A 20634-nucleotide genomic window follows, 5' to 3' on the forward strand; every position below is an offset into this window, starting at 1 on the left:
CTAATAGCCAAATAACTTCAACAAAACTAATAAAGTTAGATTAACCTAACAAATATAATTTGATATTTATTATTTTTATTTCCTTTATAAAGCGATAAGTTTGTAATATGCTATCTTATACAGAAGAAAACTATTTAAAAGCTTTATTAAAACTGAGCTTTCAGAACGAAGACAGGCCGGAGGCAGGCACCAATGAAATGGCAGCTTATTTAGGCGTTAAACCTGCTACTGCCACAGATATGTTAAAAAAGCTGAAGGAAAAAGATCTGGTTACTTACAAAAAGTATGGCAAAATATTACTTACAGATATCGGCAGAAAAAATGGCATCGCCATTTTAAGAAAACACAGACTCTGGGAAACATTTTTATATGAGAAACTGGATTTTAGCTGGGATGAGGTTCATGAAGTTGCTGAACAACTGGAGCATATACAATCAGCTAAACTGGTAGATAAGCTGGAAGAGTTTCTTAACTTCCCGGAATTTGATCCACATGGCGACCCAATTCCAAAAGCAAACGGGGATATGCCCGCCATTGCAAAAACGTTATTAGCAGAATTAAATGCTGGCCAAAACTGCAAAGTGGCAGCCGTTAAAGACACCTCTACTCTATTTCTTCGATATTTAGAGAAATTGAAGATCACCATTGGCACCAAGATAAAAGTACTTGAAGTTATTGCTTTTGATGGGTCATTGAATATTCAGATTGAAAATGAAGAGCCAAGAAGCGTATCTATGAAATTTGCAGAAAGTTTATTTATTAACCAACTTCCATAACACCTATTATATGTCAACCGAAATAAAATGTCCTAATTGCGCGCATACTTTTCCCATTGAAGAGGTGATGGCTGAGGAATATAAAAAAGACCTCAGAGAGAAGATGGTTACCTTTACCAAACAAAAGGAAGATGAATTTGCTAAAAAGCAAAATGAATTTCAAGCATTGCAAAAACAGCAGGAACTTGCTTTTGAGCAGCAACAAAAAAAACAAGCCGCAGCTTATGAGCAAAAATTAAGCGAAGAAAAGAAGCAGCTGCAAACTGTGCTAGAAGAAAGCTTGCGCAAAAGTATAGCAACAGATTTCGAAAATAAGCTGCAAATGCTTGATAATGCGAACAAAGAGAACGAAGAAAAATTAAAATCTGCCCGCGCCAAAGAGCTTGATTTCCTGAAAAAGGAACAGGCAATGAAGCAAAAGGAAGAAGAAATGGAGCTTCAACTACAACGCAAACTACAAGAGCAGCGTGCCGATATGACGGAGCAGATCAGAAAGCAAGAGGCCGAAAAAAACAGCATAAAAGAGACCGAGCATCAACTGAGGGTAAAAGAACTGGAGAAACAACTCGACGATCAGAAAAAACTGGCAGAAGAAATGAAGCGTAAAGTAGAACAAGGATCTATGCAGTTACAGGGCGAAGTACAAGAACTAATTTTAGAAGAATTACTTAGAAATGCATTCCCTTTTGATCTGGTATCTGAAGTCGGTAAAGGAGTAAGAGGAGCTGATTGCGTTCATCATGTCAGAAATCAATTTGGGCAGGAATGCGGTAAAATCATATATGAAAGCAAACGCACTAAAGATTTCTCGATGGAATGGATTGAGAAATTAAAAAAAGACATGCGCAGTATGGGCGTTGACGTTGCAGTTATTGTTACCCAAACCTATCCAAAAGGGATGGACTGTTTCGGCGAAAAAGACGGCGTTTGGATCTGTTCGTTTGATGAAGTTAAAGCAGTTTCCTATATCCTGAGAGATGGAATTGTGAAGCTGTTCAGTGCTTCAAAATCCCAGGAAAACCGTGGAGATAAAATGCATATGCTATATGATTATTTAACGAGCAATGAATTCTCTGAGCAATGGAAAGCCATTAGAGAAGGATTCATGAGCATGAAATTATCTATCCAAAGAGAACGCGATGCAATGGAAAAGCTATGGAAAGCCAGGGAAAAACAACTAGAAAAAGTATTGTTAAATGCAGCACATATCAGGGGTTCTATTGAGGGTATTGCCGGAACAGATAGCATACAGCTAAGTCTTACTGATGACGAAGACGATCCTTTACTGTTAGAATAAATCCGGGTTATGATATACGCGAAAAAGAAAGTACAACAGACTGCTCATTTGGCCGCCCAAGCGGCCAAAATTATTGCAAATGTAAAAGAGCTTCTGGAAAAGAATCTATTAAGGATTGAAGGAAACGAGGTGTATGTGTATCCCGAAATCCTTAAAGATAAACCAACAGCATTAAATTGGATTAAATGCCTTCATCTGTATTGTATGCTAAAAAAGCGTTTTAAAGAAAGTGACTCACTTTTCTTTAAAGATTATACCACAGGAGAACAAATTGGGGCTTACAAAAACAAGAAGGCGAGCGTCACTATTTTCACTTAAGCCCAGTTACAACCATCTGCTTTTGCACCAGTTTTCTTGTTTCTCAAAGTCCATAAACGTCCAGGCCACAAACCGACTGATCTTTTGCCCTTGCACCATTTCTATTGTTCTAACTTCAAATGCGTTAGAATTTTGAATCGCTTTATAAATAAAAGGAAGGTTACTACTCTTTGAAACTAAGGTCGAGAACCATAGACATTGCTTTGCAAAAGAAGCACTCTCCTCTATCATTTTTCTAATAAACCCGACTTCCCCTCCTTCATACCAAAGCTCCGTATTTTGTCCGCCAAAATTCAGCGTTACCTCCTTACCTTTTTGCTTACCCAAATTCTGTAATTTCCGCCTTGTGCCAGATTGAGCCTCTTCGGCAGAAGAATGAAAAGGTGGATTACACATGGTGAAATCAAACAGATCCTCTGGTTTGATAATCCCTTTAAAAATATGATGTTTATTACTCTGTGGCCTGCAAGTTATGGAATTTGTCAGTTCCGAATTTGATGCAATAATTGCTTTGGCCGCTTTTATGGCTCCAGAATCTATTTCGGTCCCCACAAAGCTCCAACCATAATCCTGATGACCAATAATTGGATAAACACAATTAGCGCCCAATCCAATATCTAAACCTCGAACTGATTTTAGCGTTGGTATTACACCATCATTAACAGAAGCGAGCAAATCCGCCAGATAATGTACATAATCTGCCCGGCCAGGTATAGGAGGGCAAAGATATCCCGCCGGAATATCCCAATACGAAATACCATAGAAATGTTTAAGAAGTGCTTTGTTAAGACTTTTAACCGCAGCAGGATCAGAAAAGTCTATAGATTCGTCGCCATATGAATTAACTGCAACATAGTTTTTCAATTCCGGATAGCTTTTAATCAACTCGGGAAAATCGTACCTGAAGCGATGTTTATTTCTTGGATGGAGGGATGTTTTTTCTGTAGACATTCGTATAAAAATTATCCAAAGTTAAGGGTTCTGAGTAAACAATTGGATATATTAGAAAGCATGACGTACTTTGCAAGTATAATTTTTCAATTTTGAAGGTACTATGCTAAAGTTTATCAAGGGATTTGGGTATGCGTTTTCGGGTATTGGTTATGCCTTTAAAACACAGCTTAATTTTAAATTTCATATTGCGGCCCTCCTTGTAACGGCCATTGCCGGTTGGTATTTCACATTATCTATAAATGAATGGCTTTGGATAATTGCCGCAGCCGCTATTGTTTTAATAACAGAATTGTTGAATACAGCTGTAGAAGTACTTGTTGATTTGGTTTCGCCAAACTTTAATCCTAAAGCAAAGATCATTAAAGATGTAGCTGCCGGAGGTGTATTGATTGCGGCTATTGGTGCAGCTATAATTGGCTTGGTCGTCTTTATTCCTAAAATTTTTTAGGCCATGCTGCATAAAACCAGGGGAATTGTTTTAAAAACCACACTCTATAGTGAAAGCAGTGTAGTTGTACAAATCTTTACCGAAAAATTTGGCATCCAATCTTACATGATCAATGGCGTTAAAAAACCCAAGGCAAAGATCAGAATGAATATGCTCCAGCCATTGCATCTTGTAGATATGGTGGTCTATCATAAAACCAATACCAGCATACAGCGCGTTTCGGAACTCAGGCCATCTCCTATTTTTAGTAGCATTCCTTATGACATCATAAAAAGTACAATGGCAATCTTCTTAAATGAAGTATTGTACAAGAGCATAAGACAGCAAATGGCAGATGAGCACCTATTTGATTTTATATTTAATGCTATTTGCTGGCTGGATGAAAATAGCGAAACAAACGTAAATTTCCACCTTGCATTTTTGCTCAAACTATCACGGCATTTGGGATTTGCGCCCAGTATGCAAACAAAAAGCGACCAGAGTTATTTTGATTTACAGGAAGGGGAATTTAAGTCGATGCTCCCTGTACACCCCCATTATTTAGAAAAATCTGATGCGATTCTCTTTATTTCTCTGTTTACCTCACCTTTTGAAAAAATAAATCAAATAAAATTAGAAAATAAAACAAGAAGATTCATTTTAGATAAAATATTGATTTACTACACTTTACACACAGCATCTTTTGGTGATATTCGTTCGCATCAAGTTTTAGAGGATGTACTGTCTTAAAATATTACAAAAGTTTTGGAGTTTTAAATTAGAGGTGTATATTTGCACTCCCTAACAATCAGGGATTAATACAGCTTACTCGGCTGGCTTCTTAGCAAAAGAGTAGAACCAAGGGGGAGATTAGCTCAGCTGGTTCAGAGCACCTGCCTTACAAGCAGGGGGTCACTGGTTCGAACCCAGTATCTCCCACCAAAACCTAACGAGGATTCGAAGGTTATTAACAACAGCTTACTCAGCTGGTTTTTTAAACAAAAGAGTAGAACTAAGGGGAGATTAGCTCAGCTGGTTCAGAGCACCTGCCTTACAAGCAGGGGGTCACTGGTTCGAACCCAGTATCTCCCACCATAATGGACAACCTCGATAATTCCGGAGTTGTCCATTTTTTTTGCCCGCGCAATTCCTTGTTTATCAATGCAATACAGGCGTTTAAGTCATTCACTTTAGCGGTTCGAACTCCCTCACTGAAATAGGTCAAATTAGCGGGATAAACCGCACCAATTATCGCTCTTTTAGCAATACTATCCCCGGCTCTATACTTCCTGTAACCATATTTCAGGTTCGAAAAACACACATTAAGGTCCTTTTCAAGGCTGGCTTCAGCACTTATCAAATCAGGGATCTGTGCTTCCAGTCGCCTGATCTTTTCTTCAGTATCCTTTTTAATGATCTTATAATCCTCAGCATCAAAAGTTCCTGATGCTAAAAGGTTACGGGAATGGCTCAGTTTAGCATTGAGTTCCCTGACCTGGGTAACAATATCATGTCTGGCATCAGGATCACCTTGATGTAGGTTTCTGTAGGCTTTTAATATGCATTGTATGTAAAAATTGTTGTAGTCTTTACCTATGAAATAATCTTCCAGTTCTATTTCCAGAGTTTTATTGACTTCTTCTGCCTTAAACCTAACAGGGCAACCTCTATAGCAATGGTAGTAATGATAATAGGCATTTCGCCCTTTTGAGGCACTCCCCGAAAGTAACTTACCACACTCCGGGCAGATTAGAAATCCTCTCAGGTGGATCTGGTCAGCTGCATCTATTGCCGTTGCATCGATTCTGGGACTTACCTTTCGTTTATCCAGTATGTCCATCGCTTTATAAAATAAACCTTCAGTAATCAGTGGCTCATGTTGGCCGGGGACCAATTGTTCTTCTTCATCTTTATACCGGGGGACTACAATCTTACCGCAATAAACCGGATTGCGAATAGCGGAATAAAGGTTATTTACGCCACAGGGTAAACCCTTTGCTACCGCCCTCAGGTGAATTTGGTTAAGGTTATAATGACCCTTAACCAGTTCCTGAAAGATCCACTTCATTGCTGAGGCGGCAGGTTCAACCGGTGCGATATACTTGGTGCCATCTAGACGTGTAAAATTATCATAACCAAGTGGAGCGGAGGAAATCCAGCGCCCTTCTTTCTTTGCAGTTCTCATGCCATTGAATACATTGATTGACCGCCTGTCGTTTTCTACTTCGGGCGCAGCAAGGTAAAAGGCCAGCATCATTTTATTTTCGGGAACAGTCAGATCAAGTGGTTGTTCTATGGCCTGCGGCTCCACGCCCAGCTTCCTTAAAACCTCAATCATGCCATAAGCATCTCCGGTGTTCCGGCTGAATCTGTCCCATTTGGTGAACAATACCAGGTTAGACTTGTATTTATATTTCTTTAGATGGGAGATTAGTTTAGTCCAGCTTGGGCGGTTAAAAGTCTTTGCAGAATGGTCTTCATAGTACACTTTTCGGACGGTGATATTTTTCAGTCCACAATAGTTGCGCAATACTTCTTCCTGGTTTCTTTGCGAATATCCTTTTGAGGCCTGTTCATCGGTACTCACCCTAACATACAAATCAGCTATTTCCATAATAATCAGCAGTTTAACAACCACCAATTTACAGAAAAACGGCTTAAACAACAAATTGAAATGGAAATTCCGAATTAAAACGTTAGATAAAATGGGTTAATTTTAGCAGACTACTTTCCCTTTCATAAGTCACGTGATTATCAACAAAACTTAGCTTTCCCTGAAAAAGCATTGTGATCAAACGTCGCTTATGTTCCGTAGTTGCCTTTGCATAGCTCACATCTAGTCTTAAAAAATCTGTGCCGTATCTTTTGTTCATTTCTGAAAATTGAAGTTCAGCATCTGGCATACGGGCAAGCTCACTTTCCAAGGTGTTCAGGTGATGTATGTTTTCATCTTTTACCTTCAGGTATTCTTCTGGCTCTAAATGTGCCGATAACAGGAGTTCTCTTGCCTTGCTAATTTTTGTTTTTGTGGCTTCTATTTCCTGAACTAAGGAATTGCGTCTTCTTATATTGAGTCCTTGCTTGACGATCAGGCGTTTTTTGATGATACGTTTGAATAATGGGATAAATTGCCGTTGAGGAATAAACTTCTTTAACAGCGTTTTAAAAGCTGTGCTTATCATAACAGCCTTGTACCTACACCTGCATCCTTTAAAGCCGTGGTAGTAGTAATAATAAGCGCTACGCCCTTTACTTGCGCTACCTGTCATGATGATGTTGCAACGCCCGCAGTAAATATAGCCTCTAAGTGGTAATTGATCGGGCACGTAGATCTGCCGTCTTTTGCCTCTCCTATTATTTAGGATGTCTGATACCGCTCGGAATAAGCTTTCTGTTACGATCCCTTCATGTTGTCCTTCCGCCCAGTATGCTGGTTCATCGTTAAATGCAGGCACAAGGATTTTACCACAATAGACAGGATTACGTAGGATGTTGTAGAAGTTATTGAGTCCGGTTTTCAAGCCCATTCCTCTAACTTTTCTCCAGACTTGTTCGGTAGTATACTCCCCTTTCCCGATTTCTGTAAATGCCCATTTCATCAGGTTAGCCTGCGGATATTTGGGTGCGATGTATTTCCTTCCATTGGTATTGAAGTTCCCATAACCGATAGGTGGATTGGAAACATAACGCCCTTCCTTTCTGGCCCTGCGCATTCCATGAAAGACATTCAGTGCCCGCCTGTCGTTTTCAACTTCAGGAGCGGCCAGGTAAAAAGCCAGCATCATTTTGTTCTCTGGAATGCTTAGGTCGAGCGGCTGTTCAATGGCCTGAGGTTCTATGCCGTAAGATCTGAGTTGACTGATCATTTGGTAAGCATCACTGGTATTGCGGCTGAACCGATCCCATTTCGTGAATAGCACGAGCCCTTCGTAATTGAAACGGTTCTTTTTAAGATTTGACAGATAGGCTTTCCAGGCAGGACGATTGAAGCTTTTTGCAGAATGGTCTTCCAGGATCACTTCTCGAACCTGGTAATCTTTATTTATACAGAAATTGCGGAGGTGCTCTTCCTGAGCCCTTTGGGAATAACCTTTATCGGCTTGCTCATCGGTACTCACCCTTATGTATAGATCGGCCATTTTCATACGCCAAGAAAGTCATCTATCAGAATGTCAGCAAGCAGGTTAAAAAATTCTAATAGCTGTTTTGCTTCCTGGGTGTTAACGATTATACCATCTTTTTTTAATGTATCAAGCACATATTGCGGGGTGATTTTGTCATTATATATTTCCATAGGCATCTGCATTTAAATGCAATGATCAATATTTATGTAATGTTCTATAGGGGACTTTATCGGGGACTCCGTATATTTTTTTTATCCCATAGGTTGAGTTTAGATGAAAATGAAGATACCCTTAAAACATTTGGAGGGTATTTTATTTGTTTTGAGTGATATTTATATTAAAAAAACCATAATGGTCAGTTTGGGATCGTTAATTACTAGATACATAAATACTGTAGATTTGTTGTCATTCAAATTGATACTCAATAATGACACGAGAAGAGATAATCGAAAAGGCCAAGAAAGGTTTTATACCAGCACCATCTCCGATGACAAAATCAAATAAAATCACGTTAGCTGTAGGGGCTGGCGCTGTTGAAAACGCATGGAATCCTGTGATTAAAGCTTTGCAAAATGATTTTGAATTCGAGATAGATGGAGATTGTGCAAATAGTTATTTGGCTAGGATTGTTTACTTAACCAGATTTTATACGCATCCAAAAGCGACATTGTTAAAAGAGATGCTAAGTAATGTTAAGAGGGTTAAATTAGGCATTTGTAAACAACTGAAAAAAGCAGAACAAGCAAAGAGTATCAGAGCAAGGAAAGACCTATCTTCTATTCTACATAAATTTGTTTTTTCCGATGACTTGGCAAGTTTAATGGTTCTTAATACTAACTGGGATACGGTAATGGATAAAGCAATAAATAAATTAGCAGAGCCATATTACGAGCATATACCTGTGATTCATATTCACGGAGAAGCAAGTCAACCCGATAGTTTGTATCTCCCTTCTGAAATGGCTGTCGAGGCCTATAGAACTGAAAAGGAATCAGAAGATTTTTCTACAATGCATAGAAATGTATGGTCATCCATGGAATTATCCTCCAAAACTATATTATACGGCTTATCACTGGATCCGTTAGATGCTGAACTTTGCCAGACACTTGCGGCAGGTTGGTCAACACCAAAATGTCAGGAGATTATTATTATTGATCCCCAACATGAAAAAATAGCAAAACGCGTAAAAATGTTAACCGATAAGCGATATAAAACAGAAATAACAGGATATCTGCCATGGGATCTCAGTAATAAAACTGTATATCAAACTAAATAGACTCTCCGCCAGTTACATATCTAATTAAACAATTCTCTAATAAATCCATTCCATAATAATATGTGTTGACAAAAAATGAATCAATTTTTACTGAAAAGTCTATCAATCTCCACCCATGGATCTTCAAAAGGTTTGCTTTCTGATATGGGCGTAGGCGAGAAATCATCATCATCCCAGTTATTCATATACTGTTCTTGTATATCGTTTACAATTCTTGAAGCATCTAGTTCGTATTCATGATCCATTTCATCAAAATAATCACCTAATGATATGCCATTAACAAACTCAATATATCGATCCCAAACGTGATCTCGAACTCGGTTTTCAGCACTTGACATACCGTACTCGCCAATATAGCGGATTAGATCATTTTCATCGTGATAGATGTCTTTAATCATATCTGAAAAAACCGCACCTAACTTGAGTTGGAGTTGCAGCTTGTTGTTATTGTTATCCAGAAATGTACTGAAATCCTGATTGTATATTTTAAAGAGTTCTTTGAAATGATCGAAATCGTTCTCTATTTCGACATTATTTAACATACCAAGGATTAGCCTTTCAAAGTGAGTTTTGATCTTCTTGATAACTTCGGGCCACTCTTCATGTAAGCCAATACACCAGATTAGAAAAGAAAGCTTCCCTGAATTAATAAAAGATAGATCAGCGACTATTTTTTCTACTAAATCACTAGCGATATGTTGAATGCTTGAGATATTTGGCTCAAAGAAGGACTGAAGCAAATCCAAAATCTGAAGTGGAACACAAGACCTGTCTTCAATTGACTTTAATTCGCTGAATTTTGGTGTTAATACTTGAAAAAGCTCCTGGCGGATACTTGGTTCTATGTAAACTTTGTCATTAATTTTTACGTCAAAATAGACTGTGATCTGTTCAACGTAAACGACAGAACTTAAAGTCGCTATGATTTCCGCATTATTTCCTTTCATATACCCAAGAAGAAAATCAACAATTGAAGGATTAAAAAAAGTATACAGGTTTTTACTGGTACTAGAATCGTGTACTGCATTTACAAAGCCATTGAGAACTTTCTTTAATGAATGCTGGAATGCTCTTGGATTACGCTGTATGTTGTTATTTTTGATTTCATACCTGTATCTTGATTCGAAAGCAATCAATAATTGATCTTCTGGGACATTATTTCCACCAAGAGTGAACAAGCATAACAAAAGATATCTGTCTTCGTTACTAAGTTGCTTTTCAAATGCATATTCCCAGATCTCGTCAGGGTGTTCGAGCTTGTCGTAAATATAATCCTTAACTGTTTTAAATCCAGACCCCTTATATTTGGATTCATCGGTAATGAATTGGATCAACCTTGGAAAATAGTTGCGATGCTGAATGATGTTCTTGTAAACTTCTTTATTGAAAAAGGACTGTCGAAATTCCTTACCAAGTTGGCTGAAGAAAACATGATTGTAAAGTATAGTTGCTTTATCCAACATAGAGTACTGCTGGAGTTTTAGTTCATATTGTGAAAGTGTAGTTAACCCACTATTTTTAAGATGCTCATAGTCATACTTCGCTTGGTTTAGGATGGTAGTCCTAGATGTTAATACTAAGTATTTATTTTTAGCGAACTGAAATTTTTGCATGAAACTAATGAGTTTATTCTCTGGATTTTTTTGGGTTTTAATGTCATGAAGATTGGCCCCAAGAAAATCATCGATGAAAAATATCTGTTTTTTAAGCGGATCGTCTGAAAACGCATGTTCAACTTCCGCGATCCGCCCATCGCAATATACCAAGTCATACCCCCTGGCTAGACGCTCACAGATGAGCATAAAGGCCAACGTAGTTTTACCCACTCCTGGTGCTCCGGATATGATCAAGAATTTGTTTTCTGAGAGTTTGGAAATTGCATTATTAAAATTTGAGGTTAGCACATAAAGTTTGGTATTTGCAACGATTTTCGCCCGATGGAATTCGGAGTTATAAACGGAAGCATGATGCAATATATTCAACATCACATTAGTACTAGTCAACCATAGTTTAAAGAATTTTTTCTCCACCTCCGGGTTTCGACTCAATAGATTTTCAATCCGTTTTCTGCCATAGATGTCATTTGTGTTGCGAACATAAGGTGTTAATACGGCTTTAATGTCTCTGGCCTGCGCAGGTGAAAGGGGAAGCGTAGTCGCTACAATATATCTGCCTGGAGTCGGAGACATCTTTTTAAGATTTGACAATTCTGTATTCTTCAATTTTTCTAGTAGAAGAGAGTATGAAGAATTGATATAATGCTTGCACTGGACTACAATCTCGTTTTCAACTTTTCCGGCAAATACCAAGTCAATACCTCCATCTCTTCCAGCCTTAAATACCTGAAAATTGACCCCATAATGAATGTCGTAAAGTTCCTTGCAAAGATCCTCAAACTCTTTGTCGTTTAACACATCTAGGTTGTATTTCATACTTGGGTTTAGTTATGTTTTAAAGCTATGTAAATCAGGACAGGATATAAACTTGTTCGGTCCTAAGTCTATTTGTAAATAAATTATCAAATATTCAGAGTTAGTATGCCATGAGGCAATCTAATAGTTGGTCTTTAGAAATAATAAGCAGGTTGCTGGTATTGAAGGTTGGTTTACCAACATCATATAAAAATTCAAAATAACGATAGAGGTTAAGGAAAGCGCGGTGTTTTGTCTCATTAAACCCAATGGCTATTCCAACTTTACCAAGTGTGGAAGCATTGATCGCACCGCCCATTAGATGCTTTCTACTGACGTTATTTTCAATCTCTATTGCTATAAAACATCTTCCGTTGTAATTGGTGTGTTCAAGGTCATGAAGTTTCCTTGATACTAGATCGTTTCGATATTCAGGAAGGGTTTGACTTGTTATTATTTGAAGATTTTCTAGGTGGATCTCTGTCAATTGCTCAAAAAAACTCTTATGACCATTGAATAAATCTAGGTGTTCTTCGGTTTTTTGATTGCCATCCTCGATCGCAAATGGCCCAAGCGCAATATCCAAACGCGGTGCATAGAGTCCGTGTTTCATCTTTGAACTCCATTCATTTTTGGTTTCCAACTCAAATCTATGCTCGAATTCTGATTGCAAAAGTAATTGATATTCTGAGACTGTCATTATTTCCTTATAAACTGATATTTGTTTTCGCGTTTATAAAAAGCTTCCTTACCGCCTTCTAATGACACTAATACATCCCTTGTTTTAGTATTTTCGATTGTGGTGCCCTGCAAGATTGTGAATCCGGATTTCTCATCATTACTTAATATTTGGATAAACTCAGCGTCCCCGTTAACTACAAAATTTGCGTTGTGTGTAGCAAAAATTATTTGCCTGTTTTGCTTTGATTGCTTGATCACATCTACAAGATAATTTGCGATTAAAAGGCTGTCCAGATGTGCTTCCGGTTCATCAATTATTATGGGATTATTGCCCAGCAACAACAGTATAACCAGAACCGCAGTGCATCTCTGTCCGAATGATGACGATTCGACTGGTCGGCCATCATATAACACATTTATTTTTTTAAAAGCTTTATGATCTAAGAAATTTCTTTCGCATAAGCACCTATATGCCTCAAAGCTGGAATCCTCTTGGAATAAGTCATAAAGAAATGTTTTAGCAGAACTTGTACTACTGTGACCTTTTATTGCAATTAAAAAAGTTTGTTTGTCAGTAATTGTTTTTGGGTCCTGACAGAACAAAATGTCTTTAAGAACAGCATCACCCTTATGGTTGCTTTGATTTATACGTCCTTCAAATAACGACTTGAAATTGCTAAAAATTTCATCTTTTGCGGCTTGTTCATCAAAATCCAAACTCAGCGAAATTGGCTTTATTGATGGGTTGTCAATATCCTCCAACACCTTGCTTATTTCAASARSMTTSSMTTCTAGTTTATTCCTATAGGCCAAAGAATCAGTTGCAAGTTTAGTCTTATCAAATGCCTCAATTTTTTCCTCAAGCTCCTTTATTCTCTGTAGTTTTTCTTCAATTTGCGTTTCAAGCCCGCCAATTATGGTCGATGCATTTGATATGTCGTTTAGGTTGTCCTGTGTAACACCTTTGTTGGATAAATATTGTCTTAACTCTATTTGTTTGGCATTCTTTTTTTGTTCTAAGTCGGCAAGTTCACCTTCTGCTACAGTTATTTGATCGCTTGAAACGCCTTTAATTGCTTGATCAACACTCCCAGTAATTCTGTTTATTTCCTGATCAAAGTAATTTGTGCTATTTCTGTTCAATAAAGGTTTAATTTCCGTTGTTAGATCACTAATCAATTTATCAAGATCAGCTCTTCCTTTCACGTATTCATTATGCTTTTTAGTGATTTCGGTTATTTCTGCGCTTAAGGTTTTGTATTCGGCACTTGAAAAAGAATCTACGATCTTTTGATAACTCGCTTTTTCTTTTTGAAGTTGTGCAAGATCTTTTTTCCAGGAATTTCTGCTATTAACATTTATGGTATGCCTTTTAAACAAATGGAGTTCAGCGTCAAGTGTTGTCTCAAGCTCTGATAGCGTTCCGTCATCATCAGATTTCAAAAGCCTTGTATATATTGCATTAGTGAGCTTGGTGTAGTTTTGAGCAAATTCTTCGATCTCATTTTGACTTAAAAACTCGATCTGTTTTTCGTCATCATCATTGTCGATCTTAATGCAATCACCAATAGCAACCAATTTCCCATGCTCATCTTTGATTTTTTTGCTCTTAAAAAAGGTATTCTCTCCCGGTTTCAGTTTCTCATGTATCATATTTAATAATGTGCTTTTACCTGTGCCTCTTCCGCCGATGATGCAGGTAAAGTTTGGACTAAACCTTATTTCTTGTGTTCCGGTGAAACAGAAGGGTTCTCCTTCAAAGCTACTATTGACTGGAAAATTAAGGGCTACCTTATCGATACTCCTTAATGGGTTTATTGGTGGTTGTTCCCCTATGAATACCCTGTAATTCGGTTCATGCAGGATTTGTCTCAATCCCTCAAAAGTCGCTTCTGCCTTTATCCATAAGTTTTGTTTGACTGTATAAGAATTTACATTGTGATTATCCGAGCAGATTATGGTTGGTATTCTTTTACCAGTAGTTCGGTATACATGTGGCAAGACCATCTTTTTATAATCCTCAAAATCTTTTTCTTGACCAAGTTCAAAAATATCAATTGCTTTCGCAATGTCTTCTTTTTGAGCTAATCCGTGGCTAAGGGAATGAGCTATGSKWTCAAAGCTNTTGCTCTTAGACCCAGCATGAATTGTTACAATTCCGTTTAGTTCTTTAATCAGTTTTATCGTATCTGCAAGATCACAATATACTTCATTATGTCTTTTGCCTTCACTCTGTATTCTTCTTATAGAAGTAAGATTTTTTAGCTGTCCCCATACATATTCCAGATTACAGTTCTCGTCAAAAATAGCAATGAAATGAATAGGTTCATTTCCCCTTGCATCGGACAGAAATTCGATGCCAGGCAACACAGTAATCTTTCCCTTGCCGAGCTTCTGGAGTTCCTTAATTCGATCAACATCTATTACATGATGGTCTGTTATTGCAACAACTTCCACGCCATTGGCCACCAGGTTGTCTATTATATTTTGATTGGTAACTGACTGATCAGCGTAATCATAAGAAGAAGGTGTGTGAAAATGCAAATCCCATTTTCGCCATTTAGAGCCGTTCATTTAGAGCAATTAAGTTAGAATTTTAACTGAAGATACAAACTTAACAAATAATACAATGTTTGCCTTATTTATAAACTTCTATAGTTAAACTATCGGTACTCCCCAATTTACTCCCCACAAATGCCTTACATCCTTTGTCAACTTTGGCTCAATCAAAATCATTGAGCCCATGAACAATATATTAGAACTAGAAGGCCGTGAGTTTAACGGCACACCTCATCCAAAGATCAAAAGGATCGTTACTACCCCGCGCAAAAAGATTCGCTCCAAACTCAGAGGATTTCTTCCCCTGAACCTGGAAAAATTCATCGAAACACGTCCCATCAACCAACCCAGTTCAAAGCGAAGTTCCGGCCTGGACCCAGGAATCTAATCAACTCATTGTATCACCTTTTTTAATCAGCACTTCCTGATGTGACTGGGGTATGCCGCCTGTTTCTTTGGCGGAGTGAAATGTACGTTTGTGATACAAACGGATTTCAGTCCTTGCCTCGAAACTCGGCTACGGCATAGGAAAACCCCTCGGAACTCGGTTTTTCTGACCTATAAAGCATCAGGATTAATGCAACACCATAGCACAAAATGAGCAGTAAAAATACCAGGAGAAATGCCCCCAAAAGAACCGAGTGGATACACATCAGATTGACCACAATGGAATCCAGGAAAATCAACGAACGGTTTAGAAAGACCGCTTATAAGGATTTGAGTTCTTATATCAGAAAGATATTGATGGATAAACCAATTACAGTGGTTATACGCAACCAGTCCTTTGATCAGTTCATACAGGAAATGATCTTGCTGAAAAATGAACTCAGTGCCATTGGGAGTAACCTGAACCAGATCGCCAGGAAGATCAACAGCTATGTGACAACGCCCAGCCTAAAGCTATTGATGGAGAGCTGCAGGCTGGTAAAAGAAAGTGTGGATACAAAGACCAGAGACATAAAAATCAAGTTGAACCAATTTTCAGACTCATGGTTGCAAGGATCATCAGCGGACGACGTATCCGGGGAGCAATAAATTACAATGAGCAAAAAGTTGCACAAGGAAAGGCGGTTTTTCTTAGCGCTGAAAATTACCTCAAAGAAAGTCATCGGTTAAGCCCTACGGAAAAACTCCAAGTGTTGCAGCAAAGGACCAGACTGAATGAGCGGGTAAAGACCAATTGTGTGCACATCTCTCTGAATTTTGAAACCAACGAAAAGATATCCGCTGAAAAAATGCAGGAGATCGCAAAGGATTATATGGAAAGAATCGGCTTTAAAAACCAGCCCTATCTAATTTACAGACATGAGGATGCAGCTCACCCCCATTGTCATATCGTCACCACCAATATTGAGGCAGACGGAAAACGTATCAGTTTGCACAACCTTGGCCGTGACCAGTCTGAAAAGGGCCGGCAGGAAATTGAATTGAAATATGGACTGATCCAGGCAGCAGGCCGGGGCAAAGACCAGGACATACCTATAATAGATCCTTCGGCACTCAAAAAGGCAAATTACGGAAAGGATGAAACCAAAAAGACCATTACCCAGATCGTAAATACAGTCGTACAAAAATACAATTACAGCAGTCTGGCAGAACTGAATGCGGTATTGGGCAGGTTTAACATCTTAGCAGATCGGGGGCATGAAAAGTCAGCCATGTTTAACCAGCAGGGATTATTGTACCGGATCATTGATGAAAAGGGAAATAAACTGGGCGTACCTATTAAAGCAAGTCGCATTGCAAGCAAACATACGCTAGAGAAGCTGGAGCAACGTTTTGCCAGGAACAAGGGCAAGCGGAAGATCTTATCCGCTTCATTAAAGCACCGCATAGATCAGGTATTAAAGACCAATCCGACAAAGCAGGACTTTGAAAAGCTACTGAAAAAGCAAAAGATAGACATATTGTATCGTACCAGTAAAGACGGACAAACCTATGGGGTCACTTTTATTGACCACGCCGGGAAAGCGGTTTTTAATGGCAGTGAATTGGGTAAGGCTTATGGTGCAAAGGCCTTAACGGAAAATTTTGCTGAATCTTTGAAACATAAGCCAACAGCATTACCAAAGACAAAGTCTGCTGACCGTCCTAAGAAACAAAGCAAGCAGCGGCAAGGATTAATACAGCAACACGGCTCCTATCTGCAACCATCAGCGCCAACCAATTACCTGGAAATCCTGCTTGGAAAAACAGATCAGGAGCAGTCGGCGGCAATTCCTCGTAAACGTAAAAAGCGCAAAAAACTTCAATCCAACCAACAAATTACCCTATAAAACCATTATTATGAACACAGGAGAAGATGCCCAGGGACTACGTAAGATCCTTGATTTTACCAGGTTGATCAGTTTATTTATTTTGAGCATCCATTTTTACATCGTATGCTATAAGGCCTTTGAACTTTGGGGATGGACGGCGGCCCTTACAGATCGGATCGTCATCAATATCGCAAAGACCGGCCTGTTTACTGGCATTCTCAAACCGAAACTGGCAGGGCTTTTGTTTTTAGGCATCTCCCTGCTCGGCGCAAAAGGTAAAAAGGACGAAAAAATTCAAAAGAACAGCATAGTTATCTACCTGTCCAATGGCCTGTTGGTGTACCTACTGAGTCCTCTGGTGTTCTACCTGCGATGGAACATACCCCTCATCGCTGGCTTTTATATCGCTTTATCTGCAATCGGGTATTTGTTGATCCTTACTGGCGGTACCCGCCTGACAAGGCTGATTAAGAATAGCCTGTCCACTGATGTGTTCAATTCAGACAATGAAACCTTTCCGCAGGAAGAGCGATTGTTGGAAAATGAACATTCCTTTAGCCTGCCCACCAAATACAACCTAAAGGGAAAGGTCAGAAACGGCTGGATCAATGTAGTGAACCCCTATCGAAGTGTTTTGGTAGCGGGCTCTGGTGGGGCAGGTAAAACGTATTTTGTCATCCGGCATATCCTGGATCAGCAATTGAAAAAAGGATTTTGTTTATTCTTATACGACTTCAAGTATGACGATTTGACGAAAATGGCTTATAACAAACTGCTGAAATACCAGCAGAATTATCAGGTCAGGCCGACATTCTATGTCATCAACTTTGAAGACCTAAACCGCACCCATCGCTGTAACCCGCTTGATCCTGATGGCATGGAGGACCTAACGGACGCCGCTGAAGCCAGCCGTACCATTATGATGGGGCTAAATCGTGACTGGTTAAAAAAACAGGGTGACTTTTTTGTGGAAAGTCCGATCAATTTCCTGACGGCGGTGATCTGGTTTTTAAGACGTTATGAAGAAGGGAAATATTGCACCCTGCCACATGTGATTGAACTGATGCAGGCGGATTATGATCCTTTATTTGCGGTGCTGCAAACGCAGGAAGAAATTAAGGTGTTGATCAATCCATTTATTTCAGCCTTACAGAACAATGCACAGGCACAGTTGGAGGGGCAAATTGCATCCGCTAAAATTGGGCTGGCAAGATTGGCTTCTCCACAACTATATTATGTACTGACGGGCAATGATTTTACATTAGACATCAACAACCCTGATGCCCCTAAGGTGGTTTGTATGGGTAACAACCCTCAAAAGATTGACACTTACGGAGCGGTGCTTTCCCTATATGTGAACCGCATGTTAAAACTGATCAACAAGAAGGGCAAGCAGAAATGCAGCCTCATTTTTGACGAGTACCCGACGTTAGTGGCCAATTTAATTACGACGATCAGTACAGGTAGAAGTAATTTAATTTCCTGCACCATTGGCATCCAGAGTATAGAGCAGGTGAAAAAGGAATACGGTTCGGAACAGGCAGAGATTATTGCAGGAATTTGTGCCAATATGATCAGTGGTCAGGTTTCAGGTGATAGTGCTAAGAAGTTATCTGAAACTTTCGGTAAGATCATGCAGGACAGGCAGAGCATGAGTATAAACAGCTCGGATACTTCTATTTCTAAATCCATGCAAATGGAGTATGCCATTCCTGCATCTAAGATCGCGACCCTTTCATCCGGTGAGTTTGTGGGTATTGTAGCAGATAGCCCGAACGTGAAAATTCCGCAGAAAATGTTTTATGGAGAGGTACAAAATGACCATGAGGCGATTGCCAATGAAGAAGTTGCATACAGACCCCTACCAATAATTCAGAGAGTCACTAAAGAGGATGTGAGAGAAAACTACCTGAAGGTTAAAAAGGATGTCCAGCGACTAATGGAGCTGGAATTGCAAAAGATTAAGGAGCGCCAGCCGAAGAAAAAGAAAAAACGCAAAAACTGCGATGTTATTGGCAAAACCGGCACGGGTAAAATGAATACACAGCAAAAAGGTCTGTCGGTATGAGCTTTAACCATTCAGTTATTCAAATGTCTAAGGCATAAAATCTTTGGGACTACAATCAAAATCTTTAGCTAATTTGTTAAGTTGATCAAAAGAATACATACTTGGGAATTTTGGACTTTCTATTTGCCCAATGTAGCCATCTGTGACGTCTAATATCATAGCAATATAAGATTGAGTCTTCTTTTGACTATTTCTTATTCTCTTAACATTTTCAACAATAGCTATTTCAAAACTTGATTTCTGTCTCATTTAATTGCAATGAGCAGAAATTTTTAATTTTTTATTCTTAGTTATAGCTAAGAATATTTATATTCGATTATATAATTTGGGTCTTGCGCTGGCAACTCGTGATTCGAAGGGAAACAAGACGACGGTGAAGATGCTTACGCTGAATGGCATGGGCGCTTTTTGGCGTTCCCAGGTATGCAAATACCTCCAGTTTGATGAATTGAGATTCACGCCATCTAGCGTTAACTCTGTTTAAGACTCATTTTAATTGCTAACTAACTATTATTAATATGAACTTTACCAGTTGCAAGATCAAAGACGAACACCGTAATTTCCTCAAATTCAGTCAGGGTGATGAAAAAGGACTAGCTTACTTTTATAACCGGCTCTACCCTTCTTTATTCTATAAAAGAAGTCGGTACATTAAAGATGATACCAATGCGGCCAGCATCGTCAGCGAAGCCTTTCTGCGTCTCTGGCTAATCAGGAATAGTATCACAGACTCCAACCACATTGAAACCTTCTTGAGTGACACGACGATCGAAGCTTGTAAAGCCTATTACAAAACTTCCAGTCACAATTTCCAGCGGAATATGCTCAGGCTCGATGAGATCGAAAACTACCAGGAATTCATGGGAGGCTATGATCCTGAAGAAGAATTGGATCAGGATGACATCTTCTATCAGGAAGAACTGGATGAACGCTTAAAACTGCAGTGGCAGCAAGTTGAGGCGGTCATCCCCAATCTGACTGAGAATCAGCAACTGTTTATCAAGCTTTGCCTGAAATACGCTTTCAACTATGAGCGCATTGCCTGGCACATTGGTGGCATCTCCGATTATCAGGTCGCCAGCACGGTTGAAAAAACACTGGAAACCTTAAAGTCCATTCTGACCAGCTCACAAAAACTTGAGGCTACAGCAAAGACCACCAAATTCAAATTCGAAGGCGACCTCTGTGAAGAGCAATCCAGGATCMTNGCMYMNNCNCNATGAAYTCCWGKWNAGYTTTSRAKMKMWWRMNAGGYWNNTSAATWTAAGTCAGCAGCACATTCAACGAACCTTCGCTCAGGCTTGCACCAAGATCAAAAGAATTAAAAAATAAGCTATGGAAAAAGAGACCATGATTCTAACCCGTAAGATCCAGCTGCTGATTGATTCCGAAGACAAAGAAATCGTTAAAGCCGCAAAAGATCAGTTGTACAGCTGGCAGCGGATTTGTTTCCGTGCAGCCAACATGATCATGAGCCACCATTTC

The 20634-nt window shown here is 39.1% G+C and carries 16 protein-coding genes, 2 tRNA genes and 1 pseudogene; 11 read left to right on the top strand and 8 right to left on the bottom strand.

Annotation, left to right across the window (positions count from 1 at the left end; translation table 11 throughout):
* The first annotated feature begins 107 nt into the window (after positions 1-107).
* The 3 genes from N824_RS23385 to N824_RS23395 are packed head-to-tail and all read left to right on the top strand — an operon-like array spanning position 108 to position 2391.
* Complete coding sequence (locus N824_RS23385; protein ID WP_048907525.1) at positions 108-776, top strand: metal-dependent transcriptional regulator; 669 nt, start codon at positions 108-110, stop codon at positions 774-776.
* 10 nt (positions 777-786) lie between these two features.
* Complete coding sequence (locus N824_RS23390; protein WP_048907526.1) at positions 787-2073, top strand: DUF2130 domain-containing protein; 1287 nt, start codon at positions 787-789, stop codon at positions 2071-2073.
* A gap of 9 nt (positions 2074-2082) precedes the next feature.
* Positions 2083-2391, top strand: coding sequence for a hypothetical protein (locus N824_RS23395; RefSeq protein WP_048907527.1), 309 nt, complete (start codon positions 2083-2085; stop codon positions 2389-2391).
* A 6-nt stretch (positions 2392-2397) separates the two neighbouring features.
* On the opposite strand, the gene rlmF is transcribed toward N824_RS23395, so the two are convergent.
* Complete coding sequence (rlmF, locus tag N824_RS23400; protein ID WP_048907528.1) at positions 2398-3342, bottom strand: 23S rRNA (adenine(1618)-N(6))-methyltransferase RlmF; 945 nt, start codon at positions 3340-3342, stop codon at positions 2398-2400.
* A 103-nt stretch (positions 3343-3445) separates the two neighbouring features.
* On the opposite strand from rlmF, the gene N824_RS23405 reads away from it, so the two are divergent.
* The 4 genes from N824_RS23405 to N824_RS23420 all read left to right on the top strand — a co-directional run bounded on the left by N824_RS23405 (position 3446) and on the right by N824_RS23420 (position 4867).
* The gene (locus tag N824_RS23405) at positions 3446-3793 is read left to right on the top strand and encodes a diacylglycerol kinase family protein (RefSeq protein ID WP_048907529.1); all 348 of its coding nucleotides are present in this window, start codon (positions 3446-3448) and stop codon (positions 3791-3793) included.
* A 3-nt stretch (positions 3794-3796) separates the two neighbouring features.
* Positions 3797-4522 carry a DNA repair protein RecO gene (gene recO / locus N824_RS23410; protein WP_048907530.1) on the top strand — a complete coding sequence of 242 codons (726 nt, stop codon included), beginning with the start codon at positions 3797-3799 and terminating at the stop codon, positions 4520-4522.
* Between the two features lie 114 nt (positions 4523-4636).
* A tRNA-Val gene (locus N824_RS23415) sits at positions 4637-4714 on the top strand.
* A 75-nt stretch (positions 4715-4789) separates the two neighbouring features.
* Positions 4790-4867, top strand: a tRNA-Val gene (locus N824_RS23420).
* On the opposite strand, the gene N824_RS29960 is transcribed toward N824_RS23420, so the two are convergent.
* The 3 genes from N824_RS29960 to N824_RS32075 form a co-directional block, all read right to left on the bottom strand.
* Complete coding sequence (locus N824_RS29960) at positions 4824-6386, bottom strand: recombinase family protein (protein WP_084498443.1); 1563 nt, start codon at positions 6384-6386, stop codon at positions 4824-4826. The two genes, N824_RS23420 and N824_RS29960, sit on opposite strands and share 44 nt — an antisense overlap.
* A gap of 82 nt (positions 6387-6468) precedes the next feature.
* On the bottom strand, positions 6469-7917 hold the full coding sequence (locus N824_RS23425) for a recombinase family protein (protein WP_052334254.1): 1449 nt from the start codon (positions 7915-7917) through the stop codon (positions 6469-6471).
* A complete protein-coding gene (locus N824_RS32075) occupies positions 7914-8066 on the bottom strand; it encodes a hypothetical protein (protein ID WP_161662353.1) in 153 nt (50 codons plus the stop codon). Before N824_RS32075 ends, N824_RS23425 begins: the two co-directional genes overlap by 4 nt.
* A 257-nt stretch (positions 8067-8323) precedes the next feature.
* Here N824_RS32075 and N824_RS23435 point away from each other — a divergent pair, with 257 nt between their 5' ends.
* Positions 8324-9172 (top strand): hypothetical protein, encoded by an 849-nt coding sequence (locus N824_RS23435; protein ID WP_152542445.1) that lies wholly within the window; start codon positions 8324-8326, stop codon positions 9170-9172.
* 80 nt (positions 9173-9252) lie between these two features.
* Here N824_RS23435 and N824_RS23440 read toward each other — a convergent pair whose 3' ends face one another.
* The 3 genes and pseudogenes from N824_RS23440 to N824_RS39330 all read right to left on the bottom strand — a co-directional run bounded on the left by N824_RS23440 (position 9253) and on the right by N824_RS39330 (position 14838).
* The gene (locus N824_RS23440) at positions 9253-11604 is read right to left on the bottom strand and encodes a restriction endonuclease (RefSeq protein ID WP_048907533.1); all 2352 of its coding nucleotides are present in this window, start codon (positions 11602-11604) and stop codon (positions 9253-9255) included.
* A gap of 100 nt (positions 11605-11704) precedes the next feature.
* On the bottom strand, positions 11705-12283 hold the full coding sequence (locus N824_RS23445; protein WP_048907534.1) for a hypothetical protein: 579 nt from the start codon (positions 12281-12283) through the stop codon (positions 11705-11707).
* Positions 12283-14838 (bottom strand): annotated as a pseudogene (locus N824_RS39330) (TrlF family AAA-like ATPase). The gene N824_RS23445 and the pseudogene N824_RS39330 overlap by 1 nt, the downstream one beginning before the upstream one ends.
* Before the next feature lie 582 nt (positions 14839-15420).
* Between N824_RS39330 and mobC (N824_RS23460) the strand changes: the two are divergent.
* Genes mobC (N824_RS23460) through mobC (N824_RS23470) form a run of 3 tightly spaced genes read left to right on the top strand, consistent with a single transcriptional unit; the run spans position 15421 to position 19149 of the window.
* Complete coding sequence (gene mobC / locus N824_RS23460; protein ID WP_048907537.1) at positions 15421-15858, top strand: plasmid mobilization relaxosome protein MobC; 438 nt, start codon at positions 15421-15423, stop codon at positions 15856-15858.
* A complete protein-coding gene (locus N824_RS23465; protein ID WP_048907538.1) occupies positions 15813-17099 on the top strand; it encodes a relaxase/mobilization nuclease domain-containing protein in 1287 nt (428 codons plus the stop codon). Before mobC (N824_RS23460) ends, N824_RS23465 begins: the two co-directional genes overlap by 46 nt.
* Before the next feature lie 10 nt (positions 17100-17109).
* Positions 17110-19149 carry a conjugal transfer protein MobC gene (gene mobC, locus N824_RS23470; protein ID WP_048907539.1) on the top strand — a complete coding sequence of 680 codons (2040 nt, stop codon included), beginning with the start codon at positions 17110-17112 and terminating at the stop codon, positions 19147-19149.
* Positions 19150-19176: 27 nt separating this feature from the next.
* Here mobC (N824_RS23470) and N824_RS23475 read toward each other — a convergent pair whose 3' ends face one another.
* Positions 19177-19398, bottom strand: coding sequence for a helix-turn-helix domain-containing protein (locus N824_RS23475; RefSeq protein WP_048907540.1), 222 nt, complete (start codon positions 19396-19398; stop codon positions 19177-19179).
* Positions 19399-20634 lie beyond the last annotated feature (1236 nt).

The sequence above is a fragment of the Pedobacter sp. V48 genome (assembly GCF_000523515.1).
Lineage (GTDB): Bacteria > Bacteroidota > Bacteroidia > Sphingobacteriales > Sphingobacteriaceae > Pedobacter.